Origin of the sequence: Cryobacterium glaciale (assembly GCF_004402535.1) — a bacterium.
GTDB classification, from domain to species: Bacteria; Actinomycetota; Actinomycetes; order Actinomycetales; family Microbacteriaceae; genus Cryobacterium; species Cryobacterium glaciale.
In genome coordinates this window covers 26365-53022 of record NZ_SOEY01000031.1, presented here as the reverse complement: position 1 = coordinate 53022, position 26658 = coordinate 26365, and the positions used below count along the sequence as shown (strand labels likewise).

25 protein-coding genes are annotated in these 26658 nt (G+C 65.7%); 10 read left to right on the top strand and 15 right to left on the bottom strand.

What is annotated here, in order from left to right; translation table 11 throughout:
* Nucleotides 1-51: 51 nt before the first annotated feature.
* A complete protein-coding gene (locus E3O06_RS16085; RefSeq protein ID WP_241980314.1) occupies nt 52-1545 on the bottom strand; it encodes an MFS transporter in 1494 nt (497 codons plus the stop codon).
* A gap of 208 nt (nt 1546-1753) precedes the next feature.
* Between E3O06_RS16085 and E3O06_RS18220 the strand changes: the two genes are divergently transcribed.
* Nucleotides 1754-2314: a TetR/AcrR family transcriptional regulator gene (locus tag E3O06_RS18220; protein WP_134504391.1), complete on the top strand. Its 561-nt coding sequence runs from the start codon at nt 1754-1756 to the stop codon at nt 2312-2314.
* 63 nt (nt 2315-2377) lie between these two features.
* On the opposite strand, the gene serA is transcribed toward E3O06_RS18220, so the two are convergent.
* Entirely contained in the window at nt 2378-3970 is a 1593-nt protein-coding gene (gene serA, locus E3O06_RS16075) for a phosphoglycerate dehydrogenase (RefSeq protein WP_134504390.1), read from the bottom strand.
* 86 nt (nt 3971-4056) lie between these two features.
* Between serA and E3O06_RS16070 the strand changes: the two genes are divergently transcribed.
* The gene (locus E3O06_RS16070) at nt 4057-4452 is read left to right on the top strand and encodes a DoxX family protein (RefSeq protein WP_134504389.1); all 396 of its coding nucleotides are present in this window, start codon (nt 4057-4059) and stop codon (nt 4450-4452) included.
* Here E3O06_RS16070 and E3O06_RS16065 read toward each other — a convergent pair.
* From E3O06_RS16065 to E3O06_RS16025, 9 genes are all read right to left on the bottom strand, one after another.
* Complete coding sequence (locus tag E3O06_RS16065; protein WP_134504388.1) at nt 4449-4808, bottom strand: hypothetical protein; 360 nt, start codon at nt 4806-4808, stop codon at nt 4449-4451. The two genes, E3O06_RS16070 and E3O06_RS16065, sit on opposite strands and share 4 nt — an antisense overlap.
* Entirely contained in the window at nt 4805-5341 is a 537-nt protein-coding gene (locus tag E3O06_RS16060) for a DNA polymerase III subunit gamma/tau (protein ID WP_134504387.1), read from the bottom strand. Before E3O06_RS16060 ends, E3O06_RS16065 begins: the two co-directional genes overlap by 4 nt.
* 31 nt (nt 5342-5372) lie before the next feature.
* Nucleotides 5373-6668 (bottom strand): Nramp family divalent metal transporter, encoded by a 1296-nt coding sequence (locus E3O06_RS16055; protein ID WP_134504386.1) that lies wholly within the window; start codon nt 6666-6668, stop codon nt 5373-5375.
* 156 nt (nt 6669-6824) lie between these two features.
* On the bottom strand, nt 6825-7505 hold the full coding sequence (locus tag E3O06_RS16050) for a DUF998 domain-containing protein (RefSeq protein WP_134504385.1): 681 nt from the start codon (nt 7503-7505) through the stop codon (nt 6825-6827).
* Between the two features lie 80 nt (nt 7506-7585).
* Nucleotides 7586-8614: a ketol-acid reductoisomerase gene (gene ilvC / locus E3O06_RS16045; RefSeq protein ID WP_134344625.1), complete on the bottom strand. Its 1029-nt coding sequence runs from the start codon at nt 8612-8614 to the stop codon at nt 7586-7588.
* Nucleotides 8615-8659: 45 nt separating this feature from the next.
* Nucleotides 8660-9169, bottom strand: a complete 510-nt coding sequence (gene ilvN / locus E3O06_RS16040) for an acetolactate synthase small subunit (protein WP_134504384.1) — start codon at nt 9167-9169, stop codon at nt 8660-8662.
* A gap of 2 nt (nt 9170-9171) precedes the next feature.
* Entirely contained in the window at nt 9172-10980 is a 1809-nt protein-coding gene (locus tag E3O06_RS16035) for an acetolactate synthase large subunit (protein ID WP_134504383.1), read from the bottom strand.
* 83 nt (nt 10981-11063) lie between these two features.
* Complete coding sequence (gene ilvD, locus E3O06_RS16030; RefSeq protein ID WP_134504382.1) at nt 11064-12758, bottom strand: dihydroxy-acid dehydratase; 1695 nt, start codon at nt 12756-12758, stop codon at nt 11064-11066.
* Nucleotides 12759-12768: 10 nt separating this feature from the next.
* A complete protein-coding gene (locus E3O06_RS16025; RefSeq protein WP_241980305.1) occupies nt 12769-14961 on the bottom strand; it encodes a bifunctional alpha,alpha-trehalose-phosphate synthase (UDP-forming)/trehalose-phosphatase in 2193 nt (730 codons plus the stop codon).
* Between the two features lie 142 nt (nt 14962-15103).
* Here E3O06_RS16025 and E3O06_RS16020 point away from each other — a divergent pair, with 142 nt between their 5' ends.
* From E3O06_RS16020 to E3O06_RS17635, 8 genes are all read left to right on the top strand, one after another.
* Complete coding sequence (locus tag E3O06_RS16020) at nt 15104-15292, top strand: hypothetical protein (RefSeq protein ID WP_134504380.1); 189 nt, start codon at nt 15104-15106, stop codon at nt 15290-15292.
* Between the two features lie 127 nt (nt 15293-15419).
* Entirely contained in the window at nt 15420-15863 is a 444-nt protein-coding gene (locus tag E3O06_RS16015; protein WP_134504379.1) for a hypothetical protein, read from the top strand.
* Between the two features lie 41 nt (nt 15864-15904).
* On the top strand, nt 15905-17722 hold the full coding sequence (locus E3O06_RS16010; protein WP_134504378.1) for a glycoside hydrolase family 15 protein: 1818 nt from the start codon (nt 15905-15907) through the stop codon (nt 17720-17722).
* A gap of 45 nt (nt 17723-17767) precedes the next feature.
* A complete protein-coding gene (locus tag E3O06_RS16005; protein WP_134504377.1) occupies nt 17768-18370 on the top strand; it encodes a biotin transporter BioY in 603 nt (200 codons plus the stop codon).
* Nucleotides 18367-19050 carry an energy-coupling factor ABC transporter ATP-binding protein gene (locus E3O06_RS16000; RefSeq protein ID WP_134504376.1) on the top strand — a complete coding sequence of 228 codons (684 nt, stop codon included), beginning with the start codon at nt 18367-18369 and terminating at the stop codon, nt 19048-19050. Before E3O06_RS16005 ends, E3O06_RS16000 begins: the two co-directional genes overlap by 4 nt.
* A gap of 24 nt (nt 19051-19074) precedes the next feature.
* Nucleotides 19075-19668 carry a CbiQ family ECF transporter T component gene (locus tag E3O06_RS15995; protein ID WP_134504375.1) on the top strand — a complete coding sequence of 198 codons (594 nt, stop codon included), beginning with the start codon at nt 19075-19077 and terminating at the stop codon, nt 19666-19668.
* Between the two features lie 156 nt (nt 19669-19824).
* Nucleotides 19825-20826, top strand: a complete 1002-nt coding sequence (locus tag E3O06_RS15990) for an FKBP-type peptidyl-prolyl cis-trans isomerase (protein WP_134504374.1) — start codon at nt 19825-19827, stop codon at nt 20824-20826.
* 172 nt (nt 20827-20998) lie between these two features.
* A complete protein-coding gene (locus tag E3O06_RS17635) occupies nt 20999-21421 on the top strand; it encodes a DUF1801 domain-containing protein (protein ID WP_166788236.1) in 423 nt (140 codons plus the stop codon).
* A 76-nt stretch (nt 21422-21497) separates the two neighbouring features.
* Here the strand turns inward: E3O06_RS17635 and E3O06_RS15980 are convergent, their stop codons facing one another.
* From E3O06_RS15980 to E3O06_RS15965, 4 genes are all read right to left on the bottom strand, one after another.
* Complete coding sequence (locus tag E3O06_RS15980; protein WP_134504372.1) at nt 21498-22406, bottom strand: glycine betaine ABC transporter substrate-binding protein; 909 nt, start codon at nt 22404-22406, stop codon at nt 21498-21500.
* A gap of 115 nt (nt 22407-22521) precedes the next feature.
* Nucleotides 22522-23469, bottom strand: a complete 948-nt coding sequence (locus tag E3O06_RS15975) for an ABC transporter permease (RefSeq protein WP_134504371.1) — start codon at nt 23467-23469, stop codon at nt 22522-22524.
* Nucleotides 23466-24788: a quaternary amine ABC transporter ATP-binding protein gene (locus E3O06_RS15970; RefSeq protein WP_241980303.1), complete on the bottom strand. Its 1323-nt coding sequence runs from the start codon at nt 24786-24788 to the stop codon at nt 23466-23468. The genes E3O06_RS15975 and E3O06_RS15970 overlap by 4 nt, the downstream gene beginning before the upstream one ends.
* A gap of 361 nt (nt 24789-25149) precedes the next feature.
* Complete coding sequence (locus E3O06_RS15965; RefSeq protein WP_134504409.1) at nt 25150-26547, bottom strand: cation:dicarboxylate symporter family transporter; 1398 nt, start codon at nt 26545-26547, stop codon at nt 25150-25152.
* Nucleotides 26548-26658: the final 111 nt, after the last annotated feature.

Below are 26658 nucleotides of genomic sequence, written 5' to 3'. Positions count from 1 at the left end.
AAACTGCTGCTTCACGGATGCTGAAGCAACGTTTTTCCCGCTTTCGCGGGCTTAGCGGGCTCGGCGCAGCGACACCAGCGCAACGAGGGCCGCCGCGAGCACGAGGGCGACGCCGATCCACGCGGTCAAACCCACGCCGCTGTCGAACGCGTGCCGGGCGGAGTCAAGCAATTGCGCCGCCGAATCGGCCGGCAGGTTCCCCGCGACCGACACCGCCCCGCCGAGGGTCTCCCCCGCCGCCAGACGCTCTGCCGGGCTCAGTCCCTCAGGCAGCAGCACGGCCGCGCGATACGATACGGTCAAAATCGTGCCGAGAACGGCCGTTCCGAGCACCGCCCCCAATTCGTAGGCCGTCTCCGACACAGCGGATGCCGCCCCCGCCTTATCCGCCGGCGCGGTCGCCACGATCAGCTCGTTCGAGACGGTCTCGGCCGCACCGATTCCGATGCCGAGCAGCACGAAGGCCACGCCGATCCAGAAGCCATCGATCTGGCCGCCCCGCAGGGCGATCGACGCGAATCCGGCGACCGACACCAGCAGGGCTACCGGTACCACGCGCGACGGCCGCACCCGGCGGGCGATCGGAACGATCAGCAGTCCGGCCACGATCATCGCGGCCAGGCCGGGCACGAGCACGAGTCCGGCCGACAGCGGTGAGAGGCCGAGCACGAGTTGCAGGTGCTGCGAGATGAAGAACAGGCACCCGACGAGCGCCGTCACACTGAGCAGGTTGACGCCGACAGCGCCGCTGAACGCGCCGCGCCGAAATAGTCCCATGTCGAGCATGGGGTTCGACACCCGCAGCTGCCGGAGCACGAACCACACGCCGAGGGCCAGGCCGAGCGCGATCGGGGCGAGCGTGAGCCAGGTCACCCCGTGCTCGGCGATGGCCTTGATGCCGTAGACGATGGGAAGCATGGTGCCGAGCGAGAGGGCGATGCTGAGAAAGTCGATGCGCCCGGGGTGCGGATCGCGCGACTCGGTGACCAGGATCGGTGCCAGCACGAGCAGCGGCAGCAGTACAGGAACGGCGAGCAGAAATACAGAGCCCCAAGCGAAATGCTCGAGCAGGATGCCGCCGACAACCGGCCCGAGGGCGCTGCCGGCCGCAAATCCGGTGGCCCAGATCGCGATGGCGAGGCGACGCTGGTCGCGATCGACGAAGGTGGAGCGCAGCAGCGACAGCGTCGACGGCATGAGCATCGCACCGAAGAATCCGAGTGCGGCCCTGGCAATGATGAGGCCCTCGATACTCGGGGAGAACGCCGCGAACACCGACACCACACCGAACCCGGCCGAGCCGATCAGGAGCAGGCGGCGACGCCCGATGCGGTCACCGAGGCTGCCCATGGCCACGAGCAGGCCGGCGAGTACGAGCGGGTAGATGTCGACCATCCAGAGCAGCTGCACGCCGGTCGGCAGGGTGGCCGTCGAGATCGCCGGCAACGCAAAATTGAGCACCGTGTTGTCGATCGAGACGAGCAGCACCGGCAGCATCAGCACGGCCAACGCCCACCAGCGCAGACGGTCCTGCCGCGCTGGCAGAGCGGATGCCGCTCCCTCTGTTTTCGCGTTGGTAGGAACAACATTGGTGGGGACAGCGGGGGCAGACACGATCTCGTTCACTTTCTGGGTTCTTTCTCGACCGCCAGCGGCGGAGCAACAGAAACTACTGTACCGGCTAGACGGTATAGTTGTCCAGTCCGCTCGTCGTGTCCGACCGACAGTCTGCGTGTTCGTTACCATGGCCCTTATGTCGAAAAATGCCGCCGCGCCAGCCGTTCCCACCCGGGATCGGTTGCTCGACGCCTTCGAGGAACTGCTGGTCGAGGGCGGCGAACGCTCCGCAACCCTCGATGCCGTCGCTGCGGCGGCCGCGGTGTCCAAGGGCGGGTTGCTCTATCACTTCGCCTCCAAGGACGCCCTGGTCGACGGCCTGCTGGCCCGCCTCGACGCGCTCGCCCTCGAGGACGCCGAGAACATCCGCACCGCCCCCGCCGGACCGGTCGATTACCTCATTCGCACCTCGGTGCACACCGGGAGCCCGCTCGACCGTGCCTACATCGCCGGCTCCCGGCTCGCCCAGGGCCGCGACCCCCGGGCCATGCAGGTGCTCACCGAGATTCGTCGACGCTGGCTCTCGGTGATCGAAGACGCCGTGCACGACCCGGATACGGCCCAGGCGATCATGCTGATCAGTGACGGGCTCTACGTCAACTCGTCGCTCGCCGAGCACGAGCAGGCGCCAAAGAATCACACCGATGCGGCGATGACCCGGCTGATCGCCGTGATCGGGCGGCTCCTGCCGTCCTGAGCCAGCACACACAAGTGGGCGCCTGCATGGCAGGCGCCCACTCGCATCCGTTCTGAAAGAAAACTACTCGGTAAGGTCGATCTCCACCATGATCTCGGCGTCGATCGCGCTGCGCACCGAGGCGAGCAGACCGGCCGGAACCTCGGAGTCGACCGTCAGCACGCTCAGTGCCTTGCCGCCAGCCACGTGGCGGGCAATCTGCATGCCCGCGATGTTGATGTTGGCCTCGCCGAATTCGCGGCCGTAGACGGCGACGATTCCGGGGCGGTCGGTGTAGAGCATGACAATGAGGTTCTTGGCGAACGGAACCTCAACGTCGTAGCCGTTGATCTCGGTGATCTTCTCGATCTGCTTGGTACCGGTGAGGGTACCGGAGACCGAAACCTGCGAGCCGTCGGCGAGGGCGCCGCGCAGGGTGATGACGTTGCGGTACTCGGGCGATTCGGCGTCGGTGAGCATGCGCACGGTGACGCCGCGCTGTTCGGCCAGCAGCGGTGCGTTGACGTACGAGACGGTTTCGCTGACTACGTTCGTGAAGATGCCCTTGAGCGCGGCGAGCTTGAGCACGCTCACATCGAACTCGACCAGTTCGCCCCGCACCTCGATGTCCACGCTCGTGAGCGGGCTGTGGGCGGCGAGGCCGGAGAAGACCTGGCCGAGCTTCTCGACCAGCGGGATGCCGGGGCGCACGTAGGGATCGATGACTCCGCCGGCAACGTTGACCGCGTCGGGAACGAGCTCGCCGGATAGCGCGAGGCGCACGGACTTGGCAACCGAGACGCCGGCCTTCTCCTGGGCTTCGTCGGTCGACGCGCCGAGGTGCGGGGTCGTGATGATGTTGTCGAGACCGAGCAGCGGCGAACCGGTCGGCGGTTCGCTCACGAACACGTCGAGGCCAGCGCCGGCGATGGTGCCGGCGAGGAGGGCCTCGTGCAGCGCCTCTTCATCGATGAGTCCGCCGCGGGCGACGTTGACGACGAAGGCGGTCGGCTTCATCAGCTTGAGCTGCGCGGCACCGATCATGCCGGTGGTCTCTGGGGTCTTCGGCATGTGGATCGTGACGAAGTCGGACTGCGCGAGCAGTTCGTCGAGGGTGACCGGGGTCACACCGAGCTGCTGGGCCCGGGCCGAGGTGATGTACGGGTCGTAGGCGATCACGTTGGTGCCGAAGGCCTGCATGCGGGCGGTGATGAGCGCACCGATCCGGCCGAGGCCGATGATGCCGATGGTCTTTTCGTAGAGCTCGACGCCGGTGTACTTGGAGCGCTTCCACTGCCCGTCGGCGAGGGCGCCGGAGGCGGCCGGAATGTGACGGGCCAGGCTCAGGATGTGCCCGACGGTCAGCTCGGCGGCCGAGATGATGTTCGAGGTGGGAGCGTTGACAACCATGACACCGGCCGCGGTGGCGGCTTTGATGTCGACGTTGTCGAGGCCGACGCCCGCACGGGCGATGACCTTCAGACGGGGCGCAGCCTTGATGGCTTCGGCATCCATCTTGGTGGCTGAGCGCACCAAAACGGCCTGCGCGGTGGCAAGCTCGGCGAACAGCGCGGAGCGATCCGTGCCGTCGACGTAGTGAATGTCAAAGTCGGGCCCGAGGGCATCGACGGTGGCGGGGGAAAGTTCTTCGGCGATCAGGACGACGGGCTTCGACAATAAAATCGGATCCTTAGATTGCATTTGTCGGCGGCGCGACAAAGGGCGCTACTCGGTTTCCACCCTACCCGCTGCACAATAGACCCATGAGCAATGACGTAACAGACGGACTCCAGCTGGTGCTGCGGGTGATTCTGGCCGTGCTGTTCATCGGTGCCGGCATCACTCACTTTCTGCCGTCGGTGCAACGCACCATGGCGGCGATGATTCCGCCTCGCCTGCGCCGCAGCGGCCTGGCCAGCCCGGTCAATCTCGTGCTGTTCACCGGGCTGTGCGAGGTAGCCGGCGGGCTGGGATTGCTCTATCCACCGACCATGGTGGTCGCGGCCGGGGCGCTCGTGGTGTTCCTGGCGGCGGTGTTTCCGGCCAACGCCTATGCTGCGCGCCACCCGAAACGGTTCGGGCGGGTGGCGATCCCGTTTGTTCCCCGGCTCATTGCCCAGCTGGTGTTGATGGGCCTGATCGTGGTGTCTGCGCTCTAGACGATCAGTCTGGCCAGGCTGAACACGGCGGTGATGTCGAGCGACACGGCGGCCACCGCGCAGAGCCCGACGAGCAGGGTCAGGGCCTGCACTCCGAATGCCCGGTTGCGTCCCAGCCAGAAGGCCAGGGCGTAGACCAGCACCGGCAGCAGCACTCCGAAGATGAGTACGGCCCAGCCGAAGCCGCTCAGCTGGGTGTCGAGGGACTGCGCCTGCACATTCAGCCCGACCAGGTTGCCGACGGCTTCCCAGACGTCGTAGGCATAAAACAGTCCGATGAACAGTGCGATGGCCAGCAGGAGCCAGCGCGGGCGCCGGCGGGGCTGCAGATCAACCTTCGTCTCGATCTTGCTCATAGCGGCTGCCCCGATCCGACGAGAAAGGGAAACGGAATCAACACGACGACGCCGAGGAGCAGAAAAAACCACCGCGCCCGCGGCCGGCTCATCGTGAGCCAGAACGTCGATCCGAACCAGACCAACGGCGCCGCTACCGCGAGCCAGCCGCCCAGAGACGTCATGAACTCGGCGACCGGGTCAGCCGTGCTGACGACCATGGTCTGGGACGAGAGGCGGGCGGCGCCGATGAACCAGCCGATCGAGTACAGCAGGTAGATCCCGGCGAGGATCCCCATGCCGACCAGGGCAGCCGAGCCCACTGCGGGGCTGTCGGGCTGGGCGCTGCCGGGCTGGGCGCTGTCGGGTTCGGGGGTGTCGGCATCCGTTGTGGTGTCGGGAGCGACCGGGTGGTCAGCTGACACCTGCGGAATGGTCCACCCCTCCGGCAAACCGACCGGTTCGAGCCCTGCCCGATCGGTGCTCCCCGATGTCAAGGTCGGATCGTCGTCACCGGCCCAGTTCAGTGCGTCGTCGTCACGTTTCGCGTTCATTTTTCCAGAGTATCCGGTTGCCGTGCTGAGGCTAGCCGAACAGCGGTTTGAGTGCCGTGATCAGTTGCTGCACGCCCAAAATGATGAAGAGCAGGGCGCAGATGCCCAGGGCGATATTCGTGAACCATCGGTTGCGCCATTCCCGCGGAATGCGCGTGCCGTTCAGCAGGCCGAGCAGAGTGATGGCCAGGAAGGGCATGAAGAGCGAGCCGAGCACGCCGTAGGCGAGGATCAGCCCGATCGGTGAACCGAGCAGGAACAGGATCATCGGCGGAAAGGTGAGCCACAACAGGTAGAACTTGAAGTATTTGCCGCCGACCATCGTGTCGGGGTGGCCGGACTTCTTGCCGCGCATGTTGCCCCAGAAATCGGCGAACATGAGGCTCACACCGTTCCACACGCCGATGATCGACGAGAAGGATGCCGCCCAGAAGCCCACCAGGAAGCCGGTTCCGACCAGGACACCGTACTTCTCGTTGAGCACGGTCGAGAGGTCGAGCAGGCCCTTGTCACCGGCGCTCAGGGTGATGCCGGCGGCACCGACCACTTCAGCGCCGACGATGAGCATGGCGACGACGAAGATTCCGGTCATGACGTAGGCCATGCGGTTGTCGATGCGCATGACTTTCATCCAGCGCGGCGTGGACCAGCCCTTTTCGCGCAACCAGTAGCCGTAGGCGGCCAGGGTGATGGTGCCGCCGACGCCGCCGGCCAGGGCGAGGGTGTAGAGCACTCCGCCCTCGGGAATGATCGGCACGAGCCCGCGCAGCATGGCCGGAAAGTTGGGAACGGCGATGACGGCGAGACCGACGACCGTGATGAACATGATGCCCACGAGCGCCGCGGTGATCTTCTCAAAGATGGCGTAGCGCCCGAACCAGACCATGGTGAGCCCGGCGAGGCCCATCAGCACGGCCCATACCGGCAGCGGAAAGACCGGGAACAGGGCCGCGAGCGGCAGGGCTGCCGACGACATGGCGGTGGCGCCATAGACGAAGCCCCACAGCATGATGTACGGGCCGAAGTACCAGGTGGTCCACTTGCCGAGAGCACGCCAGCCCTCGAAGATGGTCTTGCCGGTCGCGAGCGTGTAGCGTCCGGCGCCCTCGACCAGCACGATCTTGAGGATCACGCCGAGGATGACCGCCCAGAGCAGTGCGTAGCCGTAGCGCGAGCCGGCCACGAGGGTGGCGACCATGTCGGCCGCTCCCACGCCGGTGGCGGCCACGACGAGGCCGGGGCCGACGATCTTCCACTTGGGCAGCGGGCCGTCGATCGCGGCCGGTGCGACCAGCTGGTCGTCGTTAATGTTCTTGCCTGAGGTCATGGTGCCGGCCTTACGCGAGTGGAGCGGGCGGCCCCACCGGAATCCGTTTGAGGGTTAGTCGGCGGCGAAGCTGCGCGTCGGTGCACAGGACCAGATGAACCGGTGGTCAAAACCGGTGCACTGCTCGACTCTACCGGTTGGGGGCAGACTCGTCGTCTACGCCAGACGACGGATGCCGGCACTCACCGAGAAAGTCCACCCCAGGATTCCCACCAGGGCCAGGCGTTCGGCGAGGCCGACGACGCCCGGCAGCCACGCATTCGCGGCGACAACGAACAGAAGCCCGGCGAGGGTGAGCAGAGCGAACCCGATCACCCACGGCCAGACCCACGGCAACACGCGGCGAAGCCGCAGCCAGATCGTCAGCAGCAGGATCGCGGCGAGGGCGGTGATGAAGCCGAAGGATGCCACGGCGAGATGGATGACGCCGACCGTGGTCGACGTCTGCAGGGTGCTCGTGTGGTCTGCGCTGACATCGGTCGGAAAAAAGGCGAGCACCGCAGAGCTTGCTCCCCCGACGAGCAACAGCCCGAGGCCCGTGCCGAGCAACGGCTCTCGGCGCCCGGGCAGCCGCGACCGGGCGGCCAGTTCACGGTCGGCCAGGGCGATCGCGGCGACCGCGGCGACGCTGAACACCGCGCGGCCGAGAAAGTTGAGGTTCATCACCCAGCCGTACGGGCCGACGGCGAGGTTGCTCTCGGCGTCGCTGATCGGGCTGTAGTGCGGCGGTAGAAACTGCAGCAGCAGGTCGATGAGCACGTAGAGCACGACGCCGACCATGGCTGCCGTTGCGTTTCCGCGCCGCCACGCGCCGGTATTCGTGTCGTGCGCTGTCATTCACCCGTCCTTCAGGGGAAAACGAAGGGGCCCTCGCGAACGAGGGCCCCTTCGGTCATGCGAATAGGTTCAGCGGATGCTTAGCGCGAGACCGAGCCGTCGGTGTAGTCGTCGTCGGTCGACGCGTTCCACGCGAACAGCTTGCGCAGGCTGCGGCCGGTGGCCTCGATCGGGTGCTCTTCGCCCTTCTTGCGCAGGGCGAGGAATTCGACTCCGCCGTTGTCCTGGTCGGCGATGAAACGCTCGGCGAACGCGCCGCTCTGGATGTCGGCGAGAACGGCCTTCATGTTCTCCTTGACGCTCGGGTCGATGACGCGCGGGCCGGAGACGTAGTCGCCGTACTCGGCCGTGTCGGAGACGCTCCAACGCTGCTTGGCGATGCCACCCTCCCACATGAGGTCGACGATGAGCTTGAGCTCGTGCAGCACCTCGAAGTAGGCGACCTGCGGCTGGTAACCGGCTTCGGTGAGAACCTCGAAGCCGTACTGAATCAGCTGCGAGGTACCACCGCAGAGAACGGCCTGCTCGCCGAACAGGTCGGTTTCGGTTTCCTCGGTGAAGGTGGTCTTGATGCCGGCGGCACGCAGGCCACCGATCGCCTTGGCGTAGCTGAGGGTGAGCGGCCAGGCGTTGCCCGAGGCGTCCTTCTCCACGGCAACGATCACGGGAACGCCGCGACCGGCTTCGAATTCGCGGCGCACGGTGTGGCCCGGTCCCTTGGGGGCGACCATGACGACGTCGACACCGTCGGGGGCCGTGATGTAGCCGAAACGGATGTTGAAGCCGTGGCCGAAGACGAGCGCCTTGCCGGCGGTCAGGTTCGGAAGCACGTCATCCTTGTACAGGTGACGCTGCACCTGATCGGGAGCGAGTATGACGATGACGTCGGCCCACGCCGCGGCATCCGCTGTGGACAGCACGGTGAAGCCCGCTTCTTCGGCCTTGGCCTTGCTCTTGGAGCCGTCCTTCAGGCCGATCTTGACCTCAACGCCGGAGTCGCGCAGGTTCTGCGCGTGGGCGTGACCCTGCGAGCCGTAGCCGATGACGGCCACCTTCTTGCCCTGAATGATCGACAGGTCGGCGTCTTTGTCGTAGAAAATCTCAGACAATGTGTTTCTCTCCTCGTGAATTGATTGTTAGAAAAAGCTAAAACGTTAGTTTTTGAAGACTCGTTCGGTGATGGATTTGGAGCCGCGGCCGATGGCAAGCAGGCCCGACTGGGCGAGCTCCCGAATGCCGAACGGTTCGAGCACCCGCAGCAGCGCCTGGGTCTTGCCGCTGTCGCCGGTGACCTCGATGACGACCGCGTCCGTGGCCACGTCGACGACGCGGGCACGGAACAGGTTGACCGCTTCGAGCACCTGCGACCGCGTGGTGTTGTCGACCTTGACCTTGATCAGCAGGTGTTCGCGCTGCACCGACTGGGCCACGTCGAGCTCGACGATCTTGATGACGTTGATCAGTTTGTTGAGCTGTTTGGTCACCTGCTCGAGCGGCACGTCTTCGACGTCGACCAAAATCGTGATGCGGGACAGGCCGGGGATCTCACTGTGGCCAACGGCGAGGCTTTCAATGTTGAAGCCGCGACGCGCGAACAGGCCGGCGACGCGCGTGAGCAGGCCGGGCTTGTCCTCGACGAGCAGACTCAGAACGTGGCTCGACACGGTTACTCTTCTCCCCAGGTCGGTGCGTGGTCTTTGGCGTATTGAACGAAACTGTTGCTGACTCCCTGCGGAACCATCGGCCAGACCATGGCGCCGGGGCTCACGATGAAGTCGATCACGACCGGGCGGTCGTTGGTGGCGAGGGCCAGCTTGATGGCGTCATCCACCTGGTCCTTGCTGGTGACCCGAATGCCGAGCGCGCCATAGGCATCCGCCATTTTGACGAAGTCGGGCACCATGGCGGTGCCGTGGCCGGTGTTGAGGTCGGTGAAGGAGTGGCGTCCGTCGTAGAACAGCGACTGCCACTGGCGCACCATGCCGAGTGAGGAGTTGTTGATGATCGCGACCTTGATCGGGATCTTGTTGATCGTGCAGGTGGCGAGTTCCTGGTTGGTCATCTGGAAGCAGCCGTCACCGTCGATCGACCAGACCACGCGGTCGGGCTCGGCCACCTTGGCGCCCATCGCTGCGGGGATGGAATAGCCCATGGTTCCGGCGCCGCCGGAGTTGAGCCATGAATTGGGGCGTTCGTACTTGATGTACTGCGCCGCCCACATCTGGTGCTGGCCGACGCCGGCAGCGTAGACCGCCTCCGGGCCGGTGAGCTCGCCGATGCGCTGGATCACGTATTGCGGGGCGAGCAGGCCGTCGGTCGGCTCGGTGAAGCCGAGGGGAAACTCCGCCTTCAGGCCGTGCAGGTAGGTCCACCACTCCGCCGTATCAGGTACAGCAGCGTCGGGTGCGGCACCCTGGGTTGCTTCGGCCCAGGCCAGGGTCAGGTCGGCGATGACATCCTTGGCATCACCGACGATGGGTACATCGGCGAGGCGGATCTTGGAGATCTCGGCCGGGTCGACGTCAACGTGCACGATCTTCGCGTTGGGCGCGAACTCGCTGATCTTTCCGGTGACCCGGTCGTCGAAGCGAGCTCCGAGCGAAATGATGAGGTCGCTCTCCTGCAGCGCGAGCACGGCTGGAACCGTGCCGTGCATGCCCGGCATGCCGAGGTGCTGCGGGTGCGAGTCGGGAAACGCGCCGCGGGCCATGAGGGTGGTCACGACCGGTGCGCCGGTCGCCTCGGCGAGTACCAGCAGTTCAGCGGATGCGTGGGCGCGAATGACTCCGCCACCCACGTAGAGCACGGGCTTCCTGGCATTCCGCAGCAGCTGGGCTGCGGCCTGCACCTGCTTGCCGTGCGCCTTGACGATCGGCCGGTAGCCGGGCAGGTCGAGCTTGGGCGGCCAGATGAACGGCGCCAGGTTCTGCTGCGCGTCCTTGGTGATGTCCACGAGCACCGGGCCGGGCCGGCCGGTCGAGGCGATGTGGTAGGCCGAGGCGATCGCCGCAGGGATCTCCTCGGCCCGGCGGGCGAGGAAAGAATGCTTGGTGATCGGCATCGTGATGCCGATGATGTCGGCCTCCTGAAATGCGTCCGTGCCCATCGAGGTCGAGAACACCTGGCCGGTGATCGCGAGCAGCGGAACCGAGTCCATATAGGCATCCGCTATGGCCGTGACGAGGTTGGTGGCACCGGGGCCACTCGTGGCAATGGCGACGCCGACGCGACCGGTCGCCGAGGCGTAGCCTTCGGCGGCGTGGCCGGCGCCCTGTTCGTGGCGTACCAGGATGTGGCGAATCTTGGTCTGTGTCATGAGCTCGTCGTACAGCGGGATGACGGCGCCGCCGGGAATGCCGAAGACGTCGGTGACGCCGAGGCGTTCGAGGGTGCGAATGATCGCACCCGAACCGGTGAGCATCTCCGGCTCCGCAGACGCGGGAGCCGAGGGCACGGGAGTGGTTTCCGTGGTCATGATCGTTGAATCCCTACTTCGAAATCGGTCGTTTCGACATTGAACCGGCTGCCTCACGGGCACCCGGGGTAGCCCGTGCGCTGCTAGCCGGTGATGGCGCCTTCGGCAGCGGAATGCACGAGCTTCGAGTACTTTGCGAGTACGCCGCGGGTATAGCGCGGGGGAAGGGGCGCCCAGCCATCTCGGCGGGTGGCCAGCTCTGCATCGGTAACCAGTAGGTCAAGCGTGCGAGCTGCGATATCGACCCGTATCAGATCCCCATCGCGCACGAAGGCGATTGGACCTGCGTCCACCGCTTCGGGTGCTATGTGGCCGATACACAGTCCGGTTGTGCCGCCTGAGAATCGACCGTCCGTTAACAGTAGTACATCGGAGCCGAGGCCTGCGCCTTTGATGGCTGCGGTGATCGAGAGCATCTCGCGCATGCCCGGGCCACCCTTAGGGCCCTCATAGCGGATGATGACGACGTCACCCTTGTAGATCTTGCCCTCGGTCAGGGCGTCCATCGCTGCGCGTTCCCGCTCAAACACCCGGGCCGGTCCTTCGAACACGGCGGCGTCGAAGCCGGCGGTCTTCACCACGGCGCCCTCGGGGGCGAAGGTGCCCTTCAGGATGGTGATTCCGCCGCTCTTGTGAATGGGGTTGTCGAGGGTGCGCAGTACCTCACCGTCGAGGGCGGGCGGGTCGATCTCGGCGAGGTTCTCGGCCACGGTCTTTCCGGTGACGGTGAGCGCGTCGCCGTGGATGAGACCGGCTTCGAGGAGCGCGCGCATGACGGTGGGGACGCCGCCCTGGCGGTCGACGTCGTTCATAACGTACTTGCCGAAGGGCTTGAGGTCGCCGATGTGCGGGACCTTGTCACCGATGCGGTTGAAGTCGTCGAGGGTGAGTTCAACCTCGGCCTCGCGGGCGATGGCGAGCAGGTGCAGCACGACGTTGGTCGATCCACCGAAGGCCATGGCCACAGCGATCGCGTTCTCGAACGCCTTGCGGGTGAGAATGTCGCGGGCGGTGATGCCGAGGCGCAGCATGTTGACGACGGCTTCGCCGGAGCGGTGCGCGAAGTAGTCGCGGCGACGATCAGCGGATGCCGGGCTCGCCGAGCCAGGCAAGCTCATTCCGAGGGCTTCCGCGACACTGGCCATGGTGTTTGCGGTGTACATACCGCCGCAGGCGCCCTCGCCCGGAGCGAACGCGCACTCGATGCGCTTCGCATCCGCTTCACTCATGCGGCCGGCCTTGACCGCGCCGACGGCCTCGAACGCGTCGATAATGGTGATGTCTTTTTCGGTGCCGTCAGAGAGTTTGACCCAGCCCGGGGCGATCGATCCGGCGTAGAGGAACACGCTCGCGAGGTCGAGGCGGGCGGCGGCCATGAGCATGCCGGGCAGGGATTTGTCGCAGCCGGCCAGCAGAACGCTGCCGTCGAGACGTTCGGCCTGCATGACGACCTCGACCGAGTCGGCGATCACCTCGCGGGAGACCAGGGAGAAGTGCATGCCCTCGTGACCCATCGAGATGCCGTCGCTGACCGAGATGGTGCCGAACTGCAGCGGGTAGCCGCCACCGGAGTGCACGCCTTCCTTGGCCGCCTGCGCCAGGCGGTCGAGCGACAGGTTGCACGGCGTGATCTCGTTCCACGAGCTCGCAATGCCGATCTGGGGCTTGTCCCAGTCAGCGTCGCCCATGCCGACGGCGCGAAGCATTCCACGCGATGTGGTGGCCTCGATTCCATCGGTGACGGCGCGGCTACGGGGTTTCACATCGATCTCAGACATGCCTCCGAGTCTAGAACCTCGGGGAACCGCCTGAGCGCAGGGCGGCGATGCGCACGAGCACCTGGGTCACTTCGTGCGGGCTGCGCACCCGGAAACCTGCGAGCGTGGCGCCCTGTCCGATCTTGAGCCCGACGTCGTCCTCCCGCAGCACCGCGAAGGCGTCCTCGTCGGTCACGTCGTCGCCGGCGTAGAACACCCGGTCGGCGCCGGTGTACTCGCGCAGCTTGGTGACGGCGTCGCCCTTGGTGCTCGAGCGCACCGAGAATTCGAGTACGTTCTTGCCCTCACGCACGGTGAGTCCCGGCAGCTGGTCACCGAGTTGATCGCGCGCCGCACGCTCGGCCCGCTGGCCGTCCTTCTCGGTGGCGAGGCGGGTGTGCAGGGCGAGACCGGCGGGCTTGCGCTCAATCGTGGTGCCGGCGATCGACCCGGAGATGCTTCCGAGCACTCGGGTGAGGATGTCGAGTTGCTCCAGTTCACTGGAAAGCAGGTCAAGCTCGATTTCCGGGGTGTCCAGCTGCACCTCGATACCGTGCGAGCCGGTGAGCAGTACCGAGCTCTGCGGCTGGGCAACGTGCTGCAGACTCACCAGGGCGCGGCCGGAGACGAAGGCCACGCGCACGCCCGGCAGGTTTAGCAGGGACTGCACGGCTTCCCGGGTGCCGGCGATGGCGCGGGCGTCTTCGGGATGATCGACGTGCGGCGCCAGGGTGCCGTCGAAATCGAGGGCGATGAGCAGGTTCTCGGCGCCGGCGATGCCCTGCAGCGCCAGGTCGAGATCGTCGGGGATCCCGGCCGGCACGGCAGCGCCCCCGGTGAGGGCGCGCAGGAACGACGCTGACCAGGCGGCGACATCGTTTTCGGCGACTTTGCGGCGCAGAGACCGCATGCGCCGGGTGCGCTCGCGTTTCGGCATCTCGACCGCGCGCACGATGGCGTCCTTGGTGCCGTCGATGTCGTGCGGGTTGATCAGGATGGCCTGTTTGAGTTCGTCGGCGGCGCCGGCGAACTCGCTCAGAACGAGCACGCCGTCGACGTCGAATCGCACGGCCACGTATTCCTTGGCGACGAGGTTCATGCCGTCGCGCAGGGCGGTGACGAGCATGACGTCGGCGGCGAGGTACATCGCGACCATTTCTTCGCGCGGATAACTATGGTGGTGGTAGCTGATGGCGGTGTGACTGATCGTGGAGAAGTCGCCGTTGAGCCGGCCGACCGCCAGCTCGATCTCGTCGCGCAGGGCCATATAGGTGCTGACGCGTTCTCGGGACGGGCTCGCGACCTGCACCAGCGTGACGTCTTCGACGCTCAGCCGGCCGTCGGCGAGCAGCTCACCGAAGGCCTTGAGGCGGTGGCCGATGCCCTTGGTGTAGTCGAGCCGGTCGACGCCGAGCATAAGGGTTTTGGGGTTGCCGAGGTCTTCGCGAATCTGGCGGGCCCTGGCCTGGATGTCGGGGCGCCGGGCGAGTTCTTCGTAGGAGGCTGCGTCGATCGAAATAGGAAAGTGTTTGGCGATGACGCGGCGACTGTCGCCAGTCTGTCCGATTGGCCCGTCGCCGGTCGGCACGTCGATGACGACGCCGCGGGTCGGGTAGCCGAAGAGGCGACGCACGGCTTGGGTGAAGTTTCCGGCATCCGCTACTCGCTGAAAACCGATGACGTCGGCGCCGAGCAGTCCGTGCAGGATCTGTTTACGCCAGGGCAGCTGGGCATAGATGCCGTAGGGCGGAAACGGAATGTGGTTGAAGAAGCCGATGACGAGGTCGGGGCGGGCTTCCCGCAGCATGCGCGGCACGAGCTGCAGCTGGTAGTCGTGCACCCACACCGTGGCTCCCGGAGCGGCGACGGCTGCGGCCGCGGCCGCGAATCGGCGATTCACGCGCACATAGGCGTCCCAGGTCTCGCGGTGAAAGCTCGGCGGCGCGATGACGTCGTGGTAGAGCGGCCAGAGGGTGTCGTTGGAGAATCCCTCGTAGTAATCCTCGATGTCGGTTTCATTCAGCCGTACCGGGACGAGCGATATCCCGTCGTTCTCAAACGGTTCGAAATCGCGGTCCGCGACACCCGGCCAGCCGACCCAGGCGCCGTGCGAGGAACGCATCAGTGGTTCCAGTGCGGTGACCAGCCCACCGGGAGACGTGCGCCAGGTGACGGCCCCGTCTGCGGCTTCGTCGTAGTCGACCGGCAACCGGTTCGAGACCACGACGAGCGTGTACGTTGGTTCGGCTGAAGAAGTAATGGATCATCCGTTCCGGGCGCACTCGGGGTTGCGCACCTGTGTTGCCCTTGGAAGGATACCAGTCGACCCGTGCCCCATCCCGGGTACCCTGATGCCGGAGGTACAGATGCGAAAGTTCATTTTCAACAGTGCGATGATCGGCGTGATCGCCGGCGGATGGAACAGCGTGCAGGCCACGCGGCACGGTCCGCGTGACTGGCGCCTCGTGATGCTGTGGCTCGGCTGGGCACTGAGCGCCGCCGTCGCCATCGGTACGGTCATCGAAGACGCGAACAATCGCAAGATTGAGAGCTGACTTCAGCTCCCAATCGCACTGTCCGGCGGCGTGTCCCCCGGCGAGTCGGCTTCCCGTCACCGAAAATGGGGACAGCGGCTGGATCGGCTGCGCACTTTGTAACCTGTGCACCTGAAAGGGGCTCGTCATGTTTGGTCGTCGACGCCGACGTTTGGCCGCGAATGCGGTGCTGAGCGTCGCTCCCGCTCCGGTGCTGCGCGACGAACAGATTTTCGAGCTGCTCCACGACCGGCTCAGGGACCTGGTCGGCGAACACGGTGCCTGGACGCTGGTGGCCCGCAACAGTGACGACACCGAGGTGATCTTTCACGGGCTGAAGGCCCGAGAGATCGCGACGGAGCTGACCACAGCGATCACGACGGAGCAAGCCGCCCTGCGCGGTGAGAGCAGTGGGGAGCCGACCGCGCTGTCCTGGACTCCCGCGCCGATCGCGACCTGGAGCGAACCGGTTGCGATTGCACTGACTCCGGTCGAAGCGGCAGACGCCGACGCTGACGACGTGGCTGCGGCATCCGCTGCCTGGATCGAGAAGGCGTCCGCGACGCTCGCATCGGCTCGTCTCGTCGCCTGATTCGAGCACCGAGCGAACCCAGCTGATGCCAGAATGGCCTGATGGCACTCCCCATCGAGGACTACGCACTCATCAGCGACTGCCACTCGGCGGCGCTCGTCGGCCGTGACGGCAGCATCGACTGGCTCTGCCTGCCGCGCTACGACTCCGCCTCGCTGTTCGGCGCGCTGCTCGGCGACGAGAACCACGGCCGTTGGCTGCTGGCCCCGGCCGAGGAACAGGCCACCGCCACCCGCAGCTACCAGGGCGACACCTTTGTGCTGTCGACCATCTGGACCACCTCGACCGGCCAGGTCGAGGTTCTCGACTTCATGCCGCACGGTGACCGCCGAGCCGACCTCGTGCGTCGCGTGCGCGGCATCAGCGGCAGCGTGCACATGACCCAGGACCTGCGCATTCGCTTTGGCTACGCCACGACCATGCCGTGGGTGCGCCAGCTGCAGGGTGAGTCGATGCGCGGCCTCATCGCCATTGCCGGGCCCGACGCCATCGTTGTGCGCGGACCGGAGCTGCGCGCCTCCGACCACCGTCACGTGTCCCACTTCGACGTGGTCGCCGGGCAGACGATTGACGCGCAGCTGACCTGGTACCCCTCGGAGCGCGAGATCCCACCGGCCATCGACATCGACGCGGCTCTGGCTTCTACCTGCGCCTGGTGGCAGAACTGGGCTTCGAGCTGCAGCCATGAGGGGCCACTCCGCGCCCAGGTCGTGCGTTCCCTGCTCGTGCTGCGCGCGCTGACCCACGAGAAGACCGGCGGCATCGTCGCCGCGGCGACAACCTCACTGCCCGAACAGACCGATGGCACCCGCAACTGGGATTACCGCTACGTCTGGCTGCGGGACGCCTCACTCACCCTCGAAGTGCTGCTCAGCCACGGCTACGAGGTGGAGGCGAACGACTGGCGCGCCTGGTTGCTGCGCGCCATTGCCGGCGACCCGGCCGACGTGCAGATCATGTACGGACTTTCCGGCGAACGCTACCTGCCCGAGCGTGAACTGACCAGCCTGCCCGGCTACAACGGAGCCTCCCCCGTTCGCGTCGGCAACGGAGCGGTCGATCAGTTCCAGTCCGACGTCATCGGCGAGGTCATGGTGGCCCTGCACGCCGCTCGCGTGGCCGGCGTGCGCGAGACGAAGTTCTCCTGGCCGCTGCAGCGTGCCCTCATGAGTTTTCTCGAGAAGAACTGGCGCCGAGCCGACCAGGGGATCTGGGAGGTACGCGGCCCGGCACGCGAATTCACCCACTCCCGCGTCATGGTGTGGGCGGCGTTCGACCGCGCCGTGCGCGGCATCGAGGAGTGCGGCCTCGACGGTCCGCTCGAACGGTGGAAGGCCCTGCGCGCGGAGGTGCGCGCCGACATCGAAACCCGGGGTTTCGACCGAAAACGAAACAGTTACGTGCAGTATTACGGCAGCACCGCAGTGGATGCCTCCCTCCTCGTCCTCCCCCAGGTCGGCTTCTGCGCCCCCACCGATCCGCGCATGCTCGGCACCGTGGCCGCGATCGAGGCCGATCTCCTGCACTCGGGCCTGCTCCTGAGATACCGCACGGTGTCCGCGGTGGACGGCTTGCCGCCGGGTGAGCATCCGTTTCTGGCCTGCTCGTTCTGGCTGGTCGAGCAGTACGCCGGGTCGGGTCGACTCGAGGACGCCACCGAGCTCATGAACACCCTGGTCGGGTTCGTGAACGACGTCGGGATGCTGTCCGAGGAGTACGACGTGACCAACGGGCACCAGATGGGTAACACCCCGCAGGCGCTCGCGCACCTGGCGCTGGTGCGGGCAGCGGATGCGATCGTCGCCGCCCTGGCAGCTCAAGAAACCGCGACCTCCACAGTTCGCGGTGTTTTGTTGTAGGTATTCTTCAGCGGCGAGTACGCACCGAATTCTAGATTTGGAATCATGACCGACACCGTTCGTTCGAGCACCCCGACTCGACGTATTCTGCCCGCCCGTGATCTGGCCCAGATCGCCATTTTCGCCGCCCTCATCGCCGCCCTCGGCCTGCCGGGGCCGCTGAACATCGGGCCGGTTCCGATCACCCTGCAGTCGCTCGGCGTGATGTTCGCCGGGGCGATTCTCGGCCCGCGCAAGGGATCGCTCGCTGTCCTCCTCTTTCTCGTTCTGACGGCCGTCGGCCTGCCCCTGCTCGCCGGTGCGCGCGGCGGCATCGGGGTGTTCACCGTGAGTCCCGCGGCCGGCTACCTCTATGGCTGGCTGCTCGGAGCCTTCGTTACCGGCTACCTCACAGCCCGCCTGTTGCCGAAATACCCGTTCTGGCCGGCGCTCGGCGCCACCATTCTCGGCGGCATCGTGGCCGTGTACCTCGTGGGTATCCCGGTCATGGCCCTCAACCTGGGTCTGCCGCTCTGGACCACGCTCGGGCTGAACGTGGCGTTCATCCCCGGCGACCTGATCAAGGTCGTCGTCACCGTGCTCGTCGCTCGCCAGGTGCACAAGGCCTACCCCGGACTGATCGTGCGGCCGCCCCGGCGTCGTGCGTGAGTGACATCCGCTTCGAGCAGGTCGGGCAACGCTTCGGTGACCGCTCGGTGCTGCGCGACGTGAACCTCAGTCTGACCGAGCACCGCATCGGCATCGTCGGCGCAAACGGTTCAGGCAAGTCCACCCTCGTGCGCATGATCAACGGGCTCGTGACGCCGACGACCGGCACCGTGCTGGTCGACGGTCAGAACGTGGCCCGCCATGCCCGCGACGTGCGCCGCAAGGTGGGGTTCATCTTCACCAATCCCGACAACCAGATCGTGATGCCGACCGTGCAGGAGGATGTCGCCTTCACCCTGCGCCGCCGCGGACTCTCCCCCGCCGAAATCGCCCGGCGCACGGCAGCCGCCCTCGAGCAGTTCGGGCTGAGCGAGCACGCCGAGCATCCGGCGCACCGCCTGTCCGGCGGGCAGAAACAGTTGCTCGCCCTCGCCGCGGTGCTGGTTGCGGAGCCGGCGACCATCGTCGCCGATGAACCGACCACACTGCTCGACGCCCGGAACGCGCGCCGCATCGGCGACCTGTTGCACACGCTCCCGCAGCAGGTCATCGTGGTCACCCACCACCTGCACCTGGTCGAAGAATTCGACCGGGTGATCGTGATCGACGAGGGCACGGTCGTCGCCGACGGCACGCCGGGCGAATCGCTCGCGACCTACCGCGCCCTGTTGCTCGCATGACCTGCCACGCATGATCGGCCTCGTGTGATCGGTCTCTATAGCCCCGGAACCTCTCTCATCCACCGGGCTCCGACGCTGCTCAAGCTGTTTCTGCTCTCACTCTGCGTTCTGCTGATCGGCATCTCACCCGACCCCTGGGTCGTGGGCGGCGCCGCGGCCGTGGTTGTGCTGTTGTTCGTGGTCGCCCGGGTTCCGGTGCGGGCGGCCGCAGCCCAGGTCGCTCCCATTCTGCTCATTCTGCTCGTCGCCGTGCCGATCCAGGGGCTGCTCTCGGGTTGGATGATCGCCGCCCTCATGGCCGGCCGCCTGCTCGTGGCCGTGGCTCTTGCCGCCCTGTTCACCATGACAACGACGGTCACCGCGGTGCTCGAGGCCTTCCAAATGTTGCTGCGCCCGTTCCGCCGGTTCATCGACGCCGATCGGGTGGGCCTTCTCGTGGCCCTCACCATTCGCTGCATCCCCCTGGTCTCCGACATCGTGCGCGAGGTGCTCGAGGCCCGCACCGCCCGCGGCACGCAGGGCTCGCTGTTGTCGATCGCCGTCCCGGTGGTCGTGCGCTCCCTCTACGCAGCGGATGCCCTGGGCGAGGCCCTGATCGCTCGCGGCCTCGACGACTGAGCGGATTCCCTGGCGGCGCGCTGACAATCAGCCACGCGGCATCCACTCAGCCGGTTCATAGGCGAGGCGTGGCAGAGTAAGGACTTGGCCGCTAAGGCCACCAGACTTTCACCGCATAAATCGCTTACCCACAGCTACGTACTCGAAAGAGGCCCCGTGTCGAAAATTCCTGCTCTGCTCACCATCGTGGGCCTCACGCTCGCGCTCACCGCTTGCGGCACCAGCGACACTCCCGAAGCAACGGATGCCGCAGCCGCCACCGATGCTGCCTACAGCGAGTGCACTGCACCGGGTGACGTGTCGGATGGCGTCGACGTGACCGGCGATTTCGGCGTCGTACCGACCGTTGAATTTGCCGATCCGCTGGAGCCCGCAGAAACGCAGCGCAGCGTTGCCATCGAGGGAACCGGTTCCACGGAGGCCTCGGCGGGTTCGCTCGTCGAGACCTCACTCTCGGTCTACAACGGAACCACGGGCGAGGTCGTTCAGGAAACGACCTACCCGACGGCCGGCACCGGTGAGACCATCACCGTGGGAGAAACGTTCCTGCCGGGCCTGGTGCGCGCGGTCAACTGCTCCGTTGAGGGCGACCGCGTCGTTACCGTCAGCACAGCCGACGACGCCTTCGGCACCGACGGCGCCACCGACATCGGAATCGCGGCCGGCGATTCAGTCGTCTTCGTCATCGACGTCATCTCCGTGACCAACCTCGCTGACCGCGCTGACGGCGAGGACCAGCCCCTCGTCGACGGCTTGCCCACCGTGGAGCTCGCCGACGACGGCACCCCGACCATCAGCATCCCGGATGCCGACGCTCCAACCGAACTGCAGATCGCCACGTTGAAGCTCGGTGACGGCGCCGTTGTTGCCGACGGCGACACCGTTTCCGTCGAATACACCGGAGTCATCTGGGGCAGCGGCGAAACCTTCGACTCCTCGTGGACCACCGCCGGGCCGGTGACCTTCGTCACCAGCCAGGTTGTTCCGGGCTTTGGAACCGCGCTGGTCGGCCAAACCGTTGGATCCCAGGTGCTCGCCGTGCTCCCGCCCGCCGAGGGCTACGGTGAAGCCGGCAATGAAGGCGCCGGAATCGCCGGCACTGACACACTCGTCTTCGTCGTCGATATCGTCGCCACCGACGCAACGCCCGCGGCATAGCCGACTTACCCGAACGCCGTCCGCCGACTTCCACGTCGGCGGTCGGTGTTTTTTTGCGCCGCCGGCCGGCCGATTCCTGAGTGCCTGCCCAGCCACGAGTGGGAACGGCGTGAGAGTGTGGAGGGAAGAACGAAGTCGTCGTCCGGCACCGTGCCGGGCCGCAACCCCACCAGTGAAAGAGGCTATTCCCCTGACATCCACACTCGCACCCACCACCGCTCCCGTCACCGTCCCCTCCGCGGCCAAGCCGACGACGATCGACGAATACGTCGCCGCCCCGACCGAGCCGCTCGCGAGCATCGTCACCCTGCTCCGCGACACGTTCGATCTGGCTTTACCGGAGACGTCGACGGAACTGTGGCACGGGCATCCGGTCTGGCTCGAGGAGGACCTGCCGGTCGCCGGATTCAAGGCATACCCCACGTTCGTCACCGTCTTGTTCTGGCGCGGCCAGGCCATCACCGACGACTCGGGCAAGCTCAATGCGAGCGGATCGGCCGAGATGAGCGAGTTGAAACTGCGCAGTGTCGACGACTTCGACAGCGCCCTGTTCGACGGCTGGCTGCAGCAGGTTCGCGAGCTCGAAGGCGCGTAACCGTCGGCCGAAACAAACTTAAACGGAACGGCCCGCGTCCACAGGACGCGGGCCGTTCATTGTGTAGGAATCGTGACTAGCTGGTGAGGCCGTCCACGTACTCCTGGTTGTCTTCGATCCACTGGGCGACGATCGGCTCGAAGTCCTGGCCGTCATACTCGACGAACATGGCGTTCTCCAGCGAGTACAGCATGTCGAGATCCATCTCGAAGTTCTCGATCCAGCCAGCGGCCGTCGGGAAGTCGGTCTTGAAATCGACACTGCCGTAGGAGTGGATGCTCTCGACGCCGCCGAGGGTACCCTGCGGGTCCTCGAGGTTCTTGAGGGGAAACACACCGTAAGCCCAGTGCGGCTCCCAGAGGGTCACGACGATGTTCTCGCCGTTTTCCGTGGCGGTCTTCAACTCGGTCAACATGGCTGCTGTCGACGAGGTCACGTATTCCATGTCCTCCAGGCCGTAGCCGGGAATCACGTTGTTCGTCGTGGCCTCGGTGAGGCCGGCGCCGGGCTCGATCCCGACGATTTTTCCGCCGAACAGGTCGGCGTTGGCGGCGAGTTCTTCCAGCGAGTCGATCGGAGCATCGGCGTTGACCGCGATGGCGTTGCGCGACTCGTCGTTCCAGGCTCCGAGGTCAACGATGTCGTCGCCGTATTCCTCGATGTAGGTGGCGTGAGTGACGGGCAGCCAGACGTCCATGCTGACGTCGTAATCAGCGGTCGACAGGCCGGAGTAGACGAATGCGGGATCCGCGTACTCGAGCTCGACGTTGTAGCCCTGCTCATCGAGAATGGCCTTCCACAGCTCGGACGCGGCAATGCCTTCGTCCCAACCGTTGAACACGGCGATCGACATGTCCTTCTTGTCGTCATTGCCGTCGCCGACGGTGTCGGTTTCACCCGAAGCGGCGCAGCCGGTGAGGGCCAGAACGCCTACGGCTCCGAGGGCGAAGCCGGCCTTGATGCGGGATTTGGAGCGGTTGTTCATCTGTCTTCCTTTCGTGCCACCTGCTGTGAGTGACTGGGGTTGACGCTTGGTGCATACGGCGAAAGCCGCACTGTTGAACGGATGCGGACGCACCCGTAAATCGGTTGGGTTCGCGTTAGACGCGGGCCGGCTCGGTGACCAGCTTCGGGGCCCTGGCGGCGCCGGGAGCAGACGCCGCGGCATCCGTTACCCGACGCGCCCGGAGGACGCGCCGGATGCTGCCGAAGAAGCCCGTCGAGTTGGTGCTGCCGAGCGACGCGGTGATGCGGTCGAGGAAGATCGCGAGGATCACTACGGCCAGACCGGCCTCGAAGCCGAGAGCTATATCGATGCGGTTAAGGCTCGCGACCACCTCCGCTCCGAGTCCCCCAGCGCCGACCATGCCGGAGATGACGACCATGGAGAGCGAGAGCATGATGACCTGGTTGATGCCGGCCATGATGGTCGGGGTGGCCAGGGGCAGCTGAATCTGACGCAGGATGCGCCACGGGGAGGCACCGAAGGCCTGCCCGGCTTCGACAACTTCCTTATCAACGCTGCGAATGCCCAGTTCGGTCAGGCGCACGCCGGGAGCCATCGCAAAGATGATCGTCGCGACGATACCCGGAACCACGCCGATGCGAAACAGGATGAGCGCCGGAATGAGGTAGACGAAGGCCGGCATGGTCTGCATGAAGTCGAGCACCGGGCGGATGATGTTGGACGCGAAGGTAGATTTCGCGGCCAGGATACCGAGCGGAACGCTGATCACGATGGCGAGCACACTCGCGACGAGCACGAGGGCGAGCGTGTCCATGGCGTTGTCCCACTGGTCGACGCCGAGAATGACGAGCAGGCCGACGACGGTGCCCACAGCGAATTTCCAGCCGCGGATACCGAAGGCGAGAACGCCGAGCACGAACATGATCGCCCAGAACGGCGGCCCTCCGAGCACAAATTCGACCGATTCGTAGGCACCGGCGAAGATCGCGCGAAGAAAGCTGAACAGAAAGCCAAAAGTGTCGGTGATGTACTCGACGAAGGACTCAACCAGTGAACCCAGGGGAAGGCGAAAGTCGTTCATGCGCGGGCTCCTTCGGCATCGATGGGCAGATCGTCGGCGGTCTCCGCCAGGATGTCGGTGATCTGGCTGATCGAGATGGTGGCCGGCGGCATCACGATGGGCAGGGCGCCGGTATTGGTACTGACGTTGCCGATGGCGGCCAGCAGGGTGACCCGAGGGATCACACCGAGCAGGCGGTTCTTCTCGTCGACGACGGCGATGGGCAGTTCGCTCTCGACCGAGGGTTCGACCAGGTCGACGAGCGCGGTTTCGGGCACAACGGAGGTTGCGTCGTCCCGAATGATGGCCGACAGGTCGGTACCGCCGCTCTTGACGAGCCCCAGTACGTCGCGGTCCCGCACGATGCCGGCGAAGCTTCGGTCCCGGTTGAGCACAAAGGTGACGGATGTCTGCAGGTCACGCATCGTACGCAGTGCGGCACGCGGGCCGGCGGTCTTGGTGATGACGGCACGCACCGGTTCCATCACGCTCGCAGCGGTGAGCACGCGGGCCCGGTCGACGTCCTGCACGAACTGGGCCACGTAGTCGTTGGCCGGGTCGGTGAGGATCTCCTCGGGGGTGCCGATCTGCACGATGCGGCCGTCGCGCATGACGGCGATGCGGTCGCCGAGGAACATGGCCTCGTTGAGGTCGTGGGTGATGAAAATGATCGTCTTGCCGAGTGCGGCCTGCAGCTCGATGAGCTGCTCCTGCATTTCGCGGCGAATCAGCGGGTCGAGGGCGCTAAACGCTTCGTCCATGAGCAGCACGTCGGTGTCGGCGGCGAGGGCACGGCCGAGGCCAACTCGCTGCTGCATTCCACCGGAGAGTTCGGCGGGCAGATTGTCGGCCCAGCCGGCGAGGCCGACCAGGTCGATGATGGTCTGCGCTTTCGCGAGGCGTTCGGCGCGCCCCATGCCCTGAATCTCGAGGCCGTAGGCGACGTTGTCGATCACCGTGCGGTGCGGCAGCAGGGCGAAGTGCTGGAACACCATGGAGATGCTCTTGCGGCGTACGCCGCGCAGCTCCTTGGCGGAGACGCCGGTGATGTCGGTGCCGCCGACGGTCACGGTGCCTGAGGTGGTGTCCCACAGTCCGTTGAGCATACGGATGAGGGTCGATTTGCCCGAGCCGGACAGGCCCATAACGACGAAGATCTCGCCCTTCTTGACCTCGAAGGAGGCGTCGATGACGGCGGCGACTCCGAGGGACGAGATTTCGGCGCGGCTCTTGCCCGCCTTGAGCTTCTTGACGATCTCGTGCGGGCGGCGCCCGAATGCTTTATAGAGGTGATCTGCCTTGACGGCAATGGTTTCTGGACGAGGAATACTCTCGGTCACGCGTTCTCCGTGCACGTCGAACGTAGTCGATTTCACGGCTGACGAAGCGAAATGCTCTCTTGTCGGACGGGTAGGCACCGAGCGGCCCGCACGCGGCAATTAACATTGACTGAATTCAGCGTGGGCGTGGAGCAATCATGGGATCGCGTCCGTCGGCACCTCACCATACGAAGGCGGCCGTCCCATCTTAAATGGGGGCCACGCTTGCGCGTCCTGGTGAAGGGTTGTAAGACCGTCAACAATCCTAACACACTCTCTTTTCGGCATGCCGAAAAGAGGCGCAAAATAGGGGTGTCGCCCGGGAGGACTCCTCCGGACGACACCCTTAGCGCGAGTCTAGTGCTCGCTATTTCGCGGCTCGCTATCGTGCGTGCGAGCGTTCCAATACCTCGGACTGCGCTGCCATCTCATTGCTGCGCTGGGTGTCGGCGGCGCTCACGTGACCGTGTGTGAGCATGGTGCGCTCGTCGAAGGGTTCGAGCTTGTCGAGCACGCGGTCCACCTGCACCCGGTCGATCTCCTTGGTCCACGACCCGATCATGACGGTCGCGACGGCGTTGCCGGTGAAGTTGGTCAGCGCGCGAGCTTCGGACATGAAGCGGTCGATGCCCACGATGAACCCGACGCCACCGACGAGCTGCGGGGCGTGGGCCTGCAATCCGGCGGCCAGGGTAGCGAGGCCGGCGCCGGAGACTCCGGCGGCACCCTTGCTCGCGATGATCATGAAGACGAGCAGGCCGATCTGCTCACCGAGCGCGAGCGGCTGGCCGAGCGCATTGGCGATGAACAGCGACGCCATGGTGAGGTAGATCGCGGTGCCGTCGAGGTTGAACGAGTAGCCGGTCGGCACGGTGACGCCGACGACGGGCTTCGAGACGCCGAGGTGTTCCATCTTGGCGATGAGTCGCGGCAGGGCGGCCTCTGAGGACGAGGTCGAGAAGATGAGCAGGTATTCCCGCCCGAGGTAGCGCATGAGCTTGAAGATGTTCACGCCGGTGACGAGCTTGAGCAGCCCGCCGAGAATGACCACGATGAAGATGATGCAGGTCACGTAGAAGGCGGCCATCAGGGTGAACAAGCTGATCACGGCCTGAATGCCGGTAGCGCCGACGACGGCGGCGATCGCACCGAACGCACCGATCGGCGCGAGCCACATGACCATGATCAGAATGCGGAAGACCAGGGCCTGCACGTGCGCGATGCCCTCGAGGATCGGCTTGCCGGCCGGACCCATCTTCTGCAGCGCGAATCCGGCGATGAGCGCCACGAGCAGCGTCTGCAGAATATTGCCGCTGGTCAGCGACGAGAAGAGCGTCGCGGGCACGATTCCGAGCAGGAACCCCTGCGTGTCGGCGGATTCGGTGGCCTTGAAGGTGGCATCCGCTAGGTTGATGCCCTCTCCCGGGTGGATCATGTTGCCCACGACCAGGCCGATGCCGAGCGCGAAGGTCGACATGACCAGAAAGTAGCCCAGGGCCAGTCCGCCGATCTTGCCGACGGTGGCCGCCTTGGCGATCGAGCCGATGCCGAGAATGATCGTGCAGAAAATGATCGGGGCGATCATCATCTTGATCAGGGCGATGAACAGGTCGCCGAGCGGCTTGAGTGAGACGGCGAAACCCTCGGGTCCGCCCCAGACCAGTCCGACGACGATACCGAGCACGACCGCGATAATGACCGCCATGTAGAGGTAGTGCGACGAGTCGATCTTCTTCCTGGACTTGCCAGATTTGTTAGATTTGGTACGGATTGATGGCATCGATGCCATGTCAGACTCCTATGTCTAGGCTTAACCTGGCCCCGACGGGCTCCGGTTGCTGCAATCCATCTACACTCGTCGCTGCTGCCGGCCACGTCACGGTTGCGGTCA